The 12,999-nt window shown below is 70.8% G+C and carries 12 protein-coding genes; 4 read left to right on the top strand and 8 right to left on the bottom strand.

Features of this window, described 5'->3' with window-relative positions:
• Positions 1-1,377, top strand: a 1,377-nt coding sequence (locus AC08OT_RS05450; protein ID WP_476602583.1) for an ABC transporter ATP-binding protein, incomplete at its 5' end; no start/stop codon positions are given.
• A 4-nt stretch (positions 1,378-1,381) separates the two neighbouring features.
• Positions 1,382-3,913 (top strand): ABC transporter permease, encoded by a 2,532-nt coding sequence (locus AC08OT_RS05445; protein ID WP_476602582.1) that lies wholly within the window; start codon positions 1,382-1,384, stop codon positions 3,911-3,913.
• A gap of 138 nt (positions 3,914-4,051) precedes the next feature.
• Here AC08OT_RS05445 and AC08OT_RS05440 read toward each other — a convergent pair whose 3' ends face one another.
• The 3 genes from AC08OT_RS05440 to AC08OT_RS05430 all read right to left on the bottom strand — a co-directional run bounded on the left by AC08OT_RS05440 (position 4,052) and on the right by AC08OT_RS05430 (position 6,500).
• On the bottom strand, positions 4,052-5,233 hold the full coding sequence (locus tag AC08OT_RS05440; protein WP_476591987.1) for a type IV toxin-antitoxin system AbiEi family antitoxin domain-containing protein: 1,182 nt from the start codon (positions 5,231-5,233) through the stop codon (positions 4,052-4,054).
• Between the two features lie 101 nt (positions 5,234-5,334).
• Positions 5,335-6,159 carry an HAD family hydrolase gene (locus AC08OT_RS05435; RefSeq protein WP_476591986.1) on the bottom strand — a complete coding sequence of 275 codons (825 nt, stop codon included), beginning with the start codon at positions 6,157-6,159 and terminating at the stop codon, positions 5,335-5,337.
• 122 nt (positions 6,160-6,281) lie between these two features.
• Positions 6,282-6,500: a hypothetical protein gene (locus tag AC08OT_RS05430; protein ID WP_476591985.1), complete on the bottom strand. Its 219-nt coding sequence runs from the start codon at positions 6,498-6,500 to the stop codon at positions 6,282-6,284.
• Positions 6,501-6,677: 177 nt separating this feature from the next.
• On the opposite strand from AC08OT_RS05430, the gene AC08OT_RS05425 reads away from it, so the two are divergent.
• A complete protein-coding gene (locus AC08OT_RS05425) occupies positions 6,678-6,836 on the top strand; it encodes a hypothetical protein (RefSeq protein ID WP_476594998.1) in 159 nt (52 codons plus the stop codon).
• 330 nt (positions 6,837-7,166) lie between these two features.
• Positions 7,167-8,009 carry a PAC2 family protein gene (locus tag AC08OT_RS05420; protein ID WP_476591984.1) on the top strand — a complete coding sequence of 281 codons (843 nt, stop codon included), beginning with the start codon at positions 7,167-7,169 and terminating at the stop codon, positions 8,007-8,009.
• A gap of 75 nt (positions 8,010-8,084) precedes the next feature.
• Here AC08OT_RS05420 and AC08OT_RS05415 read toward each other — a convergent pair whose 3' ends face one another.
• From AC08OT_RS05415 to AC08OT_RS05395, 5 genes are all read right to left on the bottom strand, one after another.
• On the bottom strand, positions 8,085-9,125 hold the full coding sequence (locus tag AC08OT_RS05415; protein ID WP_476591983.1) for a DivIVA domain-containing protein: 1,041 nt from the start codon (positions 9,123-9,125) through the stop codon (positions 8,085-8,087).
• 2 nt (positions 9,126-9,127) lie between these two features.
• Complete coding sequence (mshC, locus tag AC08OT_RS05410) at positions 9,128-10,522, bottom strand: cysteine--1-D-myo-inosityl 2-amino-2-deoxy-alpha-D-glucopyranoside ligase (RefSeq protein ID WP_476595013.1); 1,395 nt, start codon at positions 10,520-10,522, stop codon at positions 9,128-9,130.
• Positions 10,523-10,634: 112 nt separating this feature from the next.
• Entirely contained in the window at positions 10,635-11,414 is a 780-nt protein-coding gene (locus AC08OT_RS05405) for an SCO1664 family protein (protein WP_476591981.1), read from the bottom strand.
• A 184-nt stretch (positions 11,415-11,598) separates the two neighbouring features.
• On the bottom strand, positions 11,599-12,141 hold the full coding sequence (locus tag AC08OT_RS05400; RefSeq protein WP_476591980.1) for a DUF3090 domain-containing protein: 543 nt from the start codon (positions 12,139-12,141) through the stop codon (positions 11,599-11,601).
• A 6-nt stretch (positions 12,142-12,147) separates the two neighbouring features.
• Positions 12,148-12,996, bottom strand: a complete 849-nt coding sequence (locus tag AC08OT_RS05395; protein ID WP_476591979.1) for a histidine phosphatase family protein — start codon at positions 12,994-12,996, stop codon at positions 12,148-12,150.
• Positions 12,997-12,999: the final 3 nt, after the last annotated feature.

Raw genomic sequence — 12,999 nt, 5'->3', positions numbered from 1 at the left:
GCAGCGTACTCGCCCGGCCGGGAGGACCGCGGGTCGCGGCCCGGCGAGTACGCTGCCGGCCGCGACGGCCGGGCTCCCGAGCACCCGGGCGGCCGGCGAGAAGACGGACCGGACGCCGCACCCGCGGCCCGCGCCGCCAAGCTGACGAAGGTCTATGGCTCCGGTGATACCACCGTCACGGCACTGCGCGAGATCAACCTGGCCTTCCCCCGCGGCCGATTCACCGCAATCATGGGGCCGTCCGGGTCGGGGAAGTCGACGCTGATGCACTGCCTGGCCGGGTTGGACACGGTCACCCGGGGACGGGTCTTCATCGGCAATGTGGACCTGTCCCGGCTGTCCGACAAGCAACTGACCCAGTTGCGTCGCGACCGCATCGGGTTCATCTTCCAGCAGTTCAACCTGCTGCCCACGCTGACCGCGGCCGAGAACATCACGCTGCCGTTGAGCATCGCCGGGCGTTCGCCGGACCGGGCCTGGATGCGCACCGTCGTTGACGCGGTCGGTCTCGCACCGCGATTGAAGCACCGGCCGAGCGAACTCTCGGGCGGTCAGCAGCAACGGGTTGCCTGCGCGCGGGCGCTGGTCACCCGGCCGGAGATCATCTTTGCCGACGAGCCGACCGGCAACCTCGACTCCCGGTCGGGAGCCGAGGTGCTGTCGTTCCTGCGTGACTCGGTCTCCGAACTCGGGCAGACAATCGTCATGGTCACCCACGACGCGACGGCGGCGTCCTACTCGGACGAAGTGATCTTCCTTGCCGACGGTCGACTCGTTGACGCGATCGCGAACCCGACCGCGGAGGAGGTGCTGGACCGGATGAAGCACCTCGACGCCGCCGCGGACGGCTTGGCGGCCGACGGCGAGATCGCTGACGGCCGGGACGGTGGCTTCGAAGAACACGACGCCGACAGGCGCACCCCCCGCTACCGCGACGACCATAACGGCACCGACGGTCGCTACGGGCCTGCCGGTGGCTACGACGACTACGTCTACCCAGACCAGGTCTACCCAGACCAGCCGACCTACGGGCGGGACGAGCACGATCCCTATCAGAGCCATTACCCGGAGCGGCGCACCGGCCAGTTCGAGGCAATCCCCGCCCCGGACCTCGGGCCCGACGCCGGTGGGCAGCCGGCCTCCAGGCGGGTCGGCGGCACGCGCCACGGTGAGGAGTACCACTCCGGCCGCTCCCACCACCGGCCGGTGCCGAGCCCTGGCGGCGGGCCTCCACTCACCGACCCCGGCCGCACCGGCGGTTTCGGTCCTCGCCCCGGCCATGTTGACGGCTCCGGCCATGTCGACGGCCCCGGCCGTGTTGACGGCGGACGGGACAGTTACCACCCGGATGGCACGGAGCCGGCGGGCTGGACCTGAGCCGATGCTGCGCGCCACCCTCAAGAGCCTGCTGGCCCGCAAGGTCCGGCTGGTGCTCTCCATGCTGGCGGTCGTCGCCGGGGTGAGCTTCGTGACCGGGACCCTGGTCCTGACCGACACCCTCAACCGGACGTTCGACACCCTCTTCACCAACATCAACGAGAACGTCAGCGTCGCCGTGCGCTCGGTCAACGCGATCGACCCGACGAGCGACGTCGGCCGCCCGCCGCTACCGGCCTCGCTCCTCCCCACCGCCGCCGGAGTGGACGGGGTGCGGGTGGCGGTTGGCAAGGTCAACGGCCAGGCCGTCCTCGTCGACCCGGCCACCGGCAAGCCCTCGAACACCAACGGTGCGCCGGGGATCGGTATCAGCTGGACCGGGGGTCAGCCCACCTCGGCGGAGGAGATCGCCGAGGGTCGCCCGCCCGGCCCCGGGGAGATCGTCGTCGACCGGGCGACCGCGGAGAAGCTCCACCTGCCGCTCGGGGCAAAGATCTCGGTGCAGACCAAGGGTCCGCCCGCGCAGTACACCCTGGTCGGCACCTTCCGGATCGGCGGTCAGGACAGTCTCGGGGGCGCCGCCATCACCGCGTTCGACACCGCCACCGCCCAGCGGGTCCTGCTCGCGCCCGACCGGTTCAGCGCGATCCACCTGGCCGCCGAGCCCGGCCTGACCCAGGAGGAGCTGCGGGCCCGAGTCGCCGCCGCGCTCCCGCCGGGTGTCGAGGCGATCACCGGCAGGCAGTTGGCGGATGAGAGCGCCAGTGCCGTGCAGAACGCCGTCAGCGGCTTCTCCACCTTTCTGCTGATCTTCGCCGCCATCTCGGTCTTCGTTGGCGCCTTCATCATCTTCAACACCTTCACGATGCTCGTCGCCCAACGGGTGCGGGAACTGGCCCTGCTGCGAGCGATCGGGGCGAGCAAACGTCAGGTCCAGGTGTCCCTGCAGGTCGAAGCGGCGCTGGTCGGCTTCGCCGGGGCCAGTGCCGGCCTGGTGGCCGGCGCGGGGCTCGCGCTGCTGCTGCGCGCCGCCGTCGGCGTGTTCGGCGTGGAGCTGCCCAGCGGTGCGCTGGTCTTCCGCCCCCGCACCGTCGTGATCGCCTACACCGTCGGTGTGCTCATCACCGCCGCGGCGGCGTTCGTGCCAGCCCGCAAGGCCGCGTCGGTGCCACCGATCGCGGCGATGCGGGAGACCTACGTGCTGCCGACCCGCTCGCTGCACTCCCGGGCGATCGCCGGGTCGGTGCTCACCGCGCTCGGCATCGTCCTGATGATCCTCGGCACTGCCTCGGCGGGCAAGCCGGGAGCCACCGCCGTCGGGGTGGGCGCGGCGGGAATCTTCCTCGGCGTCGCCACCCTCTCACCGCTGCTGTCCGGACCGATCATCCGGGTCCTCGGCGCACCGTTGGCGAGGATGTTCGGGGCCACCGGCCGGCTCGGCCGGGAGAACGCGATGCGCAACCCGCGCCGGACCGCCTCCACCGCCTCCGCGTTGATGATCGGACTCGCCCTGGTCAGCGCCTTCTCCGTGCTCGGACAGTCGATCAAGGAGTCGGTGCGGGAGACAGTGTCGAACAGCCTCGGCGCCGATTTCTACCTGACTCCCCAGAACTTCGGGCAGGGATTCAGCGGTGAGGTGGCTCGCGAGCTGGCCGGCAAGCCCGGCATCGAGATCGCCACGGGTCTTCGGGGCGGCCTGGTGAAGATCTCCGGGCAGAGCTCCCAGGTGCTGGCCGGCGACCCGGCGGGTCTGGTCAAGATGCTGGCCATCAAGGAGGTGACCGGTGACGTCCACGCCCTCGGCGACGGCACAATCCTGGCCGAGGACTCCACCGCCGCGGACCACCAGCTACGGGTGGGGCAGAAGGTCCCGGTCACCTTCGCTGACGGCCGCGCGGAGCTGACCCTGGTGGGCACCTACAAGAAGAGCCAGGTAGCCGGCAAGTGGATCATCTCCACGAGCGAGTTCGCCCGGCATTCCACCGATGACCTCGACCTGTTTGTCCTGGTGAAGAAGGCGAGCGGGGCGGACCCGGCGATGGTCCGGGCCGAGATCGCCACGGTGGTCAAGTCGTTCGCCACCGTGGCGGTCCGGGACCAGTCCGAGTTCGTCGCACAGCAGGAGAAGCAGGTCGACCAGCTGCTCGGGTTCATCTACGTGCTGCTGGCCTTGGCAGTCGTCATCGCACTGTTCGGTATCGTCAACACCCTGGCGCTCTCGGTAATCGAACGGACCCAGGAGATCGGTCTGCTGCGTGCGGCCGGCATGACACGGTCGCAGATGAGGCTGATGGTCATCCTTGAATCGATGATCATCTCGATCTTCGGAGCCGTGCTGGGCGTCGTCGTCGGGAGCATCTTCGGCTGGGCGCTGACGAAGGCGCTGGCCTCCCTGGGAATCAGCACGTTCGCCTACCCGGTACGGACGATCCTGCTCGTGGTCCTCACCGGGGCGATCCTCGGCGTGCTCGCCGCCGTCTTCCCCGCCCGGCGCGCCGCCCGCATGGACGTCCTGCGCGCCATCTCCGCCGTCTGACCCAGCACCCACCAGCACCGGCCAGCACCCGGAACGGGCGAATCTGGGGGAGCAAGGCACGGTCCCGGCCCCGCGAACCGTGCCTTGCTCCCCCGAACTCCCCCGGGCCCCCGGGCTCCCCCGGGCTCCCCCGCCAGGTCACTGCTGCCGCTGGCGGAGGAGCATCTGCTCCACCATCTCCACGACGTATCTTCGCCGGCTCAGGGCATCGGCCCAGGTGAACCGGAGGAGCCTCCAACCGAGGGCGAGCAGGGCGTTCTGCCGGACCCGATCCCGGAAGAGTGCGTGGGGATCCTCGTGGAAGGCGGCGCCGTCGGCCTCGACGGCCAGCAGACAACTGGGCCAGGCCATGTCCAGCCGCGCAACGAGCCCCGCAGATCGGCCCCTGCCGGCGGACGAGGTCGTCGGAGCCGAGCCCGAACCGCCGGGTGAGAGTTGGCCGGGCACGTCGGGCTCCCATACCGGCCATTGGAGCTGTTCGGGCGCCAGACCCGCATCGGTGAGCAACAACCGCAGTCGCGTCTCCAGCGGAGACTCGGCCCGTCGGTCGACCAGATCGAACCAACCTCGCCGTTCGGCTGTGCCCCAGCGGCGCGCGGCCGCCGCCCGCACCCGGTGGACGTCGTCCAGATGCCCGCCCCGCAGGGCGGCGTCCAACAGGCTGACCGCGGTCTCCCGATCACTGTCCAGCACGAGATCGGCCAAGATCCGCTCGACCGTCGTCACCGGAATACCCGACAGCAGTCGCCGTTCGTCAGCGTCGCACCAGCCCCGGTGCACCACCAGCCCCGGAGTGTGCGCCACCGCGCCCACCGCAGGGGGGACAAGAAGATGCACCGACTCGGCCTGGTAGGCCGTTCGTCGCCGCCCCGTATCCGTTGCCTCGCGGGGAACCGACCCCGGCAGACCCGGCCGGGAGGGGTCTCCTGCCGGGGCGGAGCGGTCGATGGGAGACCGTGACGGCGAGCGCACGGAAATCGCACCATCGGGCCCCATCGGGCCGCGGGCTCGCCCCGTCCACAATGGCAGGGACCTCGGAAGACCCTCCAGGGCGAGAAGGCGCGCGGCGGTGACACCGCAGACAACGGCCCTGGGACGACCGACCAACGCAGCCCGCACGGACCCACGTACGGCATGGGCACCGGGCAGGAGGAACGTGCCCCGATAGGGAACCGACCACGCATCGTCGCGTATCAGCCGGTTGAGCTGACGCCGGGTGATACCGAACGCCCGGATCTGCGGCCAGGTGAGCATCCCGTCCTGGCGGGCGGCTAGACGGCGCATCTCGGTCACAACGGCGATGGTGGGTCTGGAAGTCATGATCCCAGACTTGCCCGGCCGCCCCCGCCGACGCCAACACGTTGATCCACATGTGGACAGCCAGCCCACTCCCACACCCCCTCCGACGCCGTTCGGGGGACCTACGCACGGTCTTCACCCCCGAAACCGTGCCTTGCTCCCCCAAACTCGTATCCAGGGCGGCCAAGGCAGGGGGTGGCGAGGGACTCCATGAGGTCCGGGGTGACGTCGTGCAGGCTCGCCAGGAGCGCCGCGAGCCCGGCGGGCACCGGCTCGCCGCGAGCCGCGACACCCGGGGTCCCCGCGACACCCGAAACGGTCGAAGACCCCGAAACGGTCGAGGCGGCCGACGCGGTCAGGTCGAGCAGATCCGGCATGGACGGGATCATGATGGTCGCGCACCCGGCCGCCACCCCGGCGCGCGCTCCCGACGGGCTGTCCTCCAAGACGACACAGCGGACCGGGTCGACGCCGAGCACCCGGGCGGCGGTCAGGTAGGGCTCCGGGTCCGGCTTGCGGCGAGTGACCTCATCACCGGCGACCGTCACGGCGAAGAACTCGTCACCGACGACGTGCAGCACCGGCTCCATCAGGTCGCGGAAGGACGAGGAGACCAGCGCGGTCGGGACACCCGCCGCCCGCAGCGCGACGAGCAGTTCCACCGCCCCGGGCTGCGGGACGATCGCACCGGGCTCGCGGAACAGCTCGGCGGAGCGGCGCAGCAGGAACTCCGCCGTCGGCACCACGTCGGACGCCGGCCGGCCGAGCATCGACACCATGAGCGGCACCGCGGTATCGATGCCGTGGCCGATCATGGCTCGTTTCATCGCCGGGGTGAACTCGCCGCCCAGCCGCGCCGCCGCCTCGTGCTCGGCGATGGTCCAGATTGGCTCGGTGTCAACGAGCAGGCCGTCCATGTCGAAGAAAACCGCCGCAAGGCTCCCCACGTCCACTCCTATAGCTCAGGTAGCTCAGGTAGCTCGGTAGCTCAGGGTCGTCCGGCCGCAGTGCCCGGTTGACCGGCCTAGTGCCGGGTCGGCCGCACGGTGCCCGGGTGACCGCACGGTGCCTACGTGGCCGCGAAGTACTTCGCCTCCGGGTGGTGCAGGATGATCGCCGAGGTGGACTGCTCCGGCACGAGCTGGAACTCCTCGGCGCGCGACGGGCCGTCGCCGTCCTCGGAATTCACCGAGTCGAGGCAGAGGCTGGCCGCCTGCAACAGGGTGCCCATGGCGCCATCGGCCACCAGCACACGCTCGGCCAGGACGGACACCAGATCATCGTGCACTGACCAAGGGTACCGGGACGGGTTTCGCCTGCCGCCGGTACGGTTTACTCTCCGTCCGGTTACCCTCCGTCCGGACGCCTCCGAGGATGCCGGCCACAGGCACGACGGTGACCACGGCAGGGTGATCACAACACAGGGACCACGAGGCGGTGACCACGGCACGGTGATGATTGCGGGGTGGGAATGCCGGACGCGTCCCGGCGGGTTGCCCATGGCGCGATCGCGGGTGGCACAGCCGCGGGAACGGAGGGCGTGATGTCGGACCGCGCGGGTGTGCTCGGCGCGGTGGTCCGCACGAACACGGGCTGGGGCACACCGGTGCGGCGGCGGCCCTAGGCCGGGCCGTTCGCATTCCCGCGACGGCGGGTATCCGTCCAGAGCCGATACGGTGCAGCCACCGCATCGATCCGGAATGGATGTCCGATCCGCCCGGGTCTAGCGCCATCGAGAGACCGAGGAAAGGCGTTCCCACGAGAACATCGGCAGACTGGACCAGCGTAGGTTCCCCGCGGACGACCGCTGGTCGCCCGCGGGTCACCGGCTCACGGGCCATAAGGGAGGCTGAGGTCACGCATGTCGGCTCTGGGCAGGAGTCGTCTCCGTGAGGACGTACCGTTGCACTGTCACGGGGGCAGTGGGCCGCCGCGGGGCGGCAGGAGGTAGTAGGTGATCGAGTTCTCCGGCGTCGGTCAACTACGGTCGCCGGTCGTAGTAGCCGCCTTCGAAGGGTGGAACGACGCGGCCGATGCCTCGTCCGCCGCCGTCGAGCATCTGGAGACCGCTTTCAAGGCCCGTGTCATCGGTGCTATCGACCCCGACGACTACTACGACTTCCAGGTGAACCGACCGACGGTGAGCGGGACCGACGGGGCTTCCCGGAAGATCTCGTGGCCGACCACCCGCCTGTCGGTGGCGCGGCCACCGAAGTCCGAGACGGACCTGGTACTGATCCGCGGACTGGAACCGAACATGCGCTGGCGTGGGTTCACCGACGAGCTGATCGAGGCCGTCCACGCCCTCGGCAGCGACATGGTGATCTCCCTCGGGGCACTGCTCGCTGACTCGCCGCACACCCGGCCGGTCCCGATCAGCGGAACCGCCGGGGACGCGGCGACGGCTGCCCGGCTCGGACTGGAACCGTCCCGTTATGAGGGGCCGACCGGTATCGTCGGCGTCTTCGGGGAGGCATGCGCACGGGCCGAGCTCGCCTCGGTGTCGTTCTGGGCGGCGGTGCCGCACTACGTGGCTAACCCGCCCTGTCCCAAGGCGACCCTCGCGCTGCTGCGCCGAGTGGAGGACATGCTGGACATCGAGATCCCGCTGGGTGACCTTCCCGAGCGGGCGAAGGCATGGGAACGACAGGTGGACGAGCTCGCCGCCGGGGACACCGAGGTCGCCGAGTACGTCCGTTCCCTGGAGTCACGCGAGCCCGAGACGGCGCTACCCGAGGCCAGTGGGGACGCAATCGCCCGGGAGTTCGAACGGTACCTGCGCCGTCGCGGCCAGTAAAGGCCAGGAGGAGAGCCAGCTCGGTAGAAGAAGCTGCTCCTCTCCTCCGGGCTACTCCTCTCCTCGACGATCTCGCTACTCCTCAACGATCTCGGCGTCGATGATGTCCTCATCGGCGCCACGGCGGAACGGCACGTTCGCCGAGTTCGTGGCCGGTTCGCGCGGGGTGTGGGGTTCCGCGTCCGCGACGTCGGCCTGACGATGCCGGCCCGGGGAACGCCGCCCCGTGCTGGCGACGCGACCGGTCGCCCACGCGGTCCCGGAAAGACCGGAAAGATCCGACGGTCCCGCACCGCCCGCGGGGACCGCACCGCCCGCGGGGAAACCGGCGGGACCGGCTCTCCCCGGACCGAACGGCGACGACCCCCCGGGCTGGCGGCCATACGACAGGTCCGGCGGAACGCCGACGGGTGAGGCAGGCGGCATCGTCGGCCCGTCGACCACTGAGGTCCCCGCCGACCCCGGCGTCGCCGCCGACCCCGAGGTGCCCGGCGTTCCAGGCGTGCCCGGCGTCGTCGGCGCGGCCGTACCCGCCCGGGCCAGGTCGGTGACCGCCCGGTCCACCTCGTCGGAGGCCAGGACCCCGCGCAGGCGCAGCATCGCACCGATGATCTCACCCTGCTGGTGACGCAACGCCTCGAGCGAGGCGGTGCACCGGACGATCTCCGCCTGCAGCTCAGCGTGCCGCTCCCGGGCGAGCCGGCGGCTCTCCTCCACGGCGTCGAGGAGGAGCTTCTCGGCCTGTTCCCGAGCCTCCCGCACGATCGGGTGGTTCGCCCCGGCGTCCTCGATCACCTCTTCCAGCGCCGCCTCCGCGATCTGACGGGCGCCGGTGACGATCTCCTCGGCCTCCTGCTGGGCGATGGTCAGCATCTGGCCAATCCGACCGCCGGCCTGCGCGGCCAGGCCCTCGACGCCCATGTTCGCGCTGCGGGCCCGCTCGTTCTTCAGGGCGCTTTCAGCCGCGGCCGCGCGCGAGGTCACCTGGCTGGCGTAACGCCACAGCGTGGCCAGGTAGTCGTCGATCTGATGAGGGTCGTAGCCATGCGCGACCTCGTCGAAGGCGGGCCGTTCGGTCGCTGCCCCGGGATCCACCCGGCGATGGTGAGCTCCCATCCTCAGCTCCCTCTGGGTCTGACGGGTTCAAGGTCTACACCCAGCAGTGTGTCAACGAGACGCCGCACAAGTGCGGGCGCCTCCCCCCAGGCGGGCACGTCACCGCCAGAACCGCGAACCGGGCCCCCCGGACTGGTGGGATCCGGGCCCGCATCGGCGGAGCCGCCCGCATCAGCGAGCGCGGCGCCGGCCCAGGCGTCCACCGCGGCGACGGCACCCGGGGCGTCAAGGTCGTCGGCGAGCCGCTCACGCACGGCGGCGAGCAGTCCCATGGCGTCGGGCCCGGTGGGCAGGGCGACGGCGGCCCGCCACCGGTTCATCCGGTCCACAGCGTCGTCGAGCAGGCCCGGCGTCCACTCCCAGTCCTCGGTGTGCCGGTGATCGAGCAGGGCCAGACGCAGGGCCGCCGGATCCACCCCGGCCCGGCGCAGCCGGGAGACGAACTCCAGGTTGCCCCGCGACTTCGACATCTTGTGGCCGTCGAGGCTCACCATCGCGGTGTGCACGTAGCTGCGGGCGAACGGCTGGATGCCGGCGGCGACCTCGGCATGCGCCGCGCTGCACTCGTGGTGCGGAAAGCTCAGGTCGGTCCCGCCACCCTGGATGTCGATGACCCCGCCGAGATAGTGGCGGGCGATGGCGGCGCACTCGATGTGCCAGCCGGGCCGGCCGGAGCCGAACGGCGAGGGCCAGGACGGCTCGCCGGGGCGGTGTGCGCGCCACAGCAGCGGATCGAGGGGGTCCTTCTTGCCGGTGCGGCGCGGGTCACCCCCGCGCTCGGCGCAGATCGCCAGCATCTCGGCCCGGCTGAGACGCGAGATCTCCCCGAAGGCGGGTGCGGTGGCGATCGAGAAGTACAGGTCGTCGTCGACCTGGTAGGCCGCGCCCCGGTCGACGAGCTCCGCCACCATGTCGACAATCATCGGGATGGCCTCGACCACCCCGACGTAGGCGTCCGGCGCCAGCATCCGCAGTGCGGTCATGTCCTCGCGGAACAGATCGATCTCCCGGTCGGCGAGGGCCCGCCAGTCCAGCCCGTCACGGGTGGCTCGCTCAAGCAACGGGTCATCGACATCCGTTACGTTCTGTACATAGTGGACGTGATGCCCGGCGTCTCGCAGCACACGCTGCGCGAGGTCGTAGGTGAGGTAGGTGAAGGCATGCCCCAGATGCGTCGCATTATAGGGCGTGATGCCACAGACGTACAGCCTTGCTGTGGCGGCCGGCGCCAACTCGCGTACGCTCGACGTGGCCGTATCGAAGATCCTCAGTGGCTTCCCGTGACCGGGAAGAAAACGTATCGGAGGAGATTGCCACGCCTGCATGCGTGTCAGAGTAACCGCGAACCGACTCTCCGGCGGGCACGGGGAAAGTAACCGCAACGTAACCGACGGCATCCCAAACCGATCCACCCCGGATCACCTACGGTGACATCTCATGTTCTCCCGCACCTGTACCCGCACTGGTTGACCCGCCCAGAACCAGAACCCGTTCAGAACCAGAACCCGCTCAGAACGGCGGCCAGGGAATCGCCGGCCAGTCCTCCGAGGGCAACGGGAACCGGCCCTTGGCCAGAAGCCCGTCGACCCGCATGGTGAAGGCGTCGACCTCGGTGACCGTAAGCAACTCCTCGAGCCGGTCCCGGAAGGGGGCCGCGAGCGCCTCACGCAGGTCGTCGAGCAAGGCGGTCTCCTCGGCATCGAGCCACCTGCCCCGCCAGGTCCACAGCAGGGTGCGCAGCTTGCCGTCGGTGTGGAAGGTCACACCGTGATCGATGCCGTGAATTCGGCCGGAGGGCGCCGGCAGCAGGTGCCCACCCTTGCGGTCGGCGTTGTTGATGACGGCGTCGAACAGGGCGATCCGGCGCAGCTGGGAGTCGTCGGACCGGGTCAGCGCCACCAGGTCCACGGTGACGTCGGTATCGATCCACAGCTGCACCATGCCCTCGCCGAACGGGCCGTCACGCAGAATGGTAGGCGGGACGATGCCAAGCCCGAGCTGCTCGGAGACCTCGTAGGCGGCCAGCTCGCGGGCGGCGAGGGTGCCGTCCGGGAAGTCCCACAGGGCGCGTTCGCCGCGGACCGGCTTGTAGACGCAGCGGCCGGTCACCCCGTCAGCGCAGATGTCGCAGCAGAGCGTCGTGTTGCTCGCGTCGACCAGCCGGGCGGTGATCTCGAGGTCACCGCGGCGAAGGAGGTCGAGGGCGGCGGGGGCGTCGAGGCCGCCCCCGTCGATCGGATGCAGTGGCGGTCGCCACCCCGGGGTGGAACTCGCCGCGGAAACGCCCATTATCTCAGTCTGTCCGGTCCGGCAGGGTGATGTCACCGGACCGGACGGTGAGCGACATCTCTCCCACACCGCCAGGCCGACCGGACCGCACCGCTACCACGGACCGTACCCCCGCCATGGACCGCACCGCTACCACGGACCGCGCACCCGCGGCGGCCGGGCCCGGCGCCCCTCGCCGGCCGCATCAGCGCAGGTGACCGTTCTGGCGCGGGCAGACGTGACCGTCGTCCAACGGCTGCCCGCACAACGGGCAGGAGGACCGGCCCGCGGCCAGGACCCGCGCCGCGCGCCGCACGAACGAGCGCGCCTGCTCGGACTCCAGCAGGACCCGGACGGCGTCCGGCCCGTCGGGATCATCGGAGAATCCGACGACCGGGTCGGTCACGCCCGTCGCCTGCGCCTCGATGACGACCCGTCCGCCACGCGGATCCCAGCCGAGCGCGATCGTCGCGGCCTGGAACTCCTCGTCGATCGGCAGATCGAGCGGTGACAGGTCGGGGTCGGCCGGGGCGGGCTCGGGCGGCGGCGTCGCGCCACGGCGGCCCAACTCGTCGAGCAGCTCGGTCAGCTGTTCGGCGAGCAAGGCGACCTGAGCCTTCTCCACCGCGACGGTGACGACCCGCGCCCCGTCGCGGGCCTGCAGATAGAACGATCGGGCACCGGGAAGGCCTACGGTGCCCACGACGAACCGCTGCGGCGGGTCGAAGACGTGTATCCGGCGCGGCATGCCCGATCAGCCCGTTCCACCACCGGCGCTGGGACGGAAACCGCCGGCACCGCCACCGATCACCTCGTCCACGTCGAGCCCACTGGACCCCGGCGACCCCGGGGACTTCGAAGACCCCGGCGACCCCGGCGACTCCAAGGACTTCCGGGACCCGGGAGACGACGCCGCGGCGCCGACGGCCCCAGCGGAGCCCTCGGCCCGGGGTGGCGGGAGGAGCTCGACGACGTCCCCGCCGGTGTCGTTGATGCGCCGGACGAAGGGGCGGCGCTCGTTGTAGCGGATCACGGTCAGGGAACAGGGATCGACGGTGATCCGGTGGTACATGTCCAGATGCATGCCCAAGGCGTCGGCGACCACCGTGCGGATCACATCGCCGTGCGAGCACAGCAGCCAGGTGGCGTCTGGGCCCAGCCGCTCGTTCCACTCCCGCACGGCGCTCACCCCACGGGCCTGCGTGTCCCGTAGTGCCTCACCCTCGGGACCGGGGAAGACGACCGCACTGGGATGGCTCTGCACCACCGCCCAGAGCGGATCCTTCGCCAGGGTCACCAGTTCCTGCCCGGTCCAGTCACCGTACCGGCACTCACCGAGCCGCTCGTCGATCTCGACCTGCTGCGTGCCGTCCAGGCTGGCCTCGCTGACCGGACGGCGTCCGGCGATCATCGCGGCCGTCTGGCGGCAGCGGTCGAGCGGGCTGCTGACGATCGCCGCCAGCGGGATGTCGGCGAGGCGTCGCGCCAGGTCCGACGCCTGGCGGCGGCCACGGTCGTCCAACCCCACGCCGGGCGTCCAACCAAGCAGGATCTTGCCGGTCACGGCGGTCAGGCCGTGGCGGACCAGCAGGACTGTGGTCAACCG

This window comes from Frankia sp. CgJB1 (assembly GCF_977947065.1).
Note: the sequence above shows the minus strand (reverse complement) of the source record. Positions and strands in the feature narration are given on the sequence as shown.

Excerpts from the sequence above, each read along its gene's own strand:
- AC08OT_RS05440 (WP_476591987.1), bottom strand. The coding sequence starts at position 5,233 with ATGACTTCCAGACCCACCATCGCCGTTGTGACCGAGATGCGCCGTCTA.
- AC08OT_RS05445 (WP_476602582.1), top strand. The coding sequence starts at position 1,382 with ATGCTGCGCGCCACCCTCAAGAGCCTGCTGGCCCGCAAGGTCCGGCTG.
- mshC (WP_476595013.1), bottom strand. The coding sequence starts at position 10,522 with ATGCCGTCGGTTACGTTGCGGTTACTTTCCCCGTGCCCGCCGGAGAGT.
- AC08OT_RS05405 (WP_476591981.1), bottom strand. The coding sequence starts at position 11,414 with ATGGGCGTTTCCGCGGCGAGTTCCACCCCGGGGTGGCGACCGCCACTG.
- AC08OT_RS05400 (WP_476591980.1), bottom strand. The coding sequence starts at position 12,141 with ATGCCGCGCCGGATACACGTCTTCGACCCGCCGCAGCGGTTCGTCGTG.
- AC08OT_RS05415 (WP_476591983.1), bottom strand. The coding sequence starts at position 9,125 with ATGGGAGCTCACCATCGCCGGGTGGATCCCGGGGCAGCGACCGAACGG.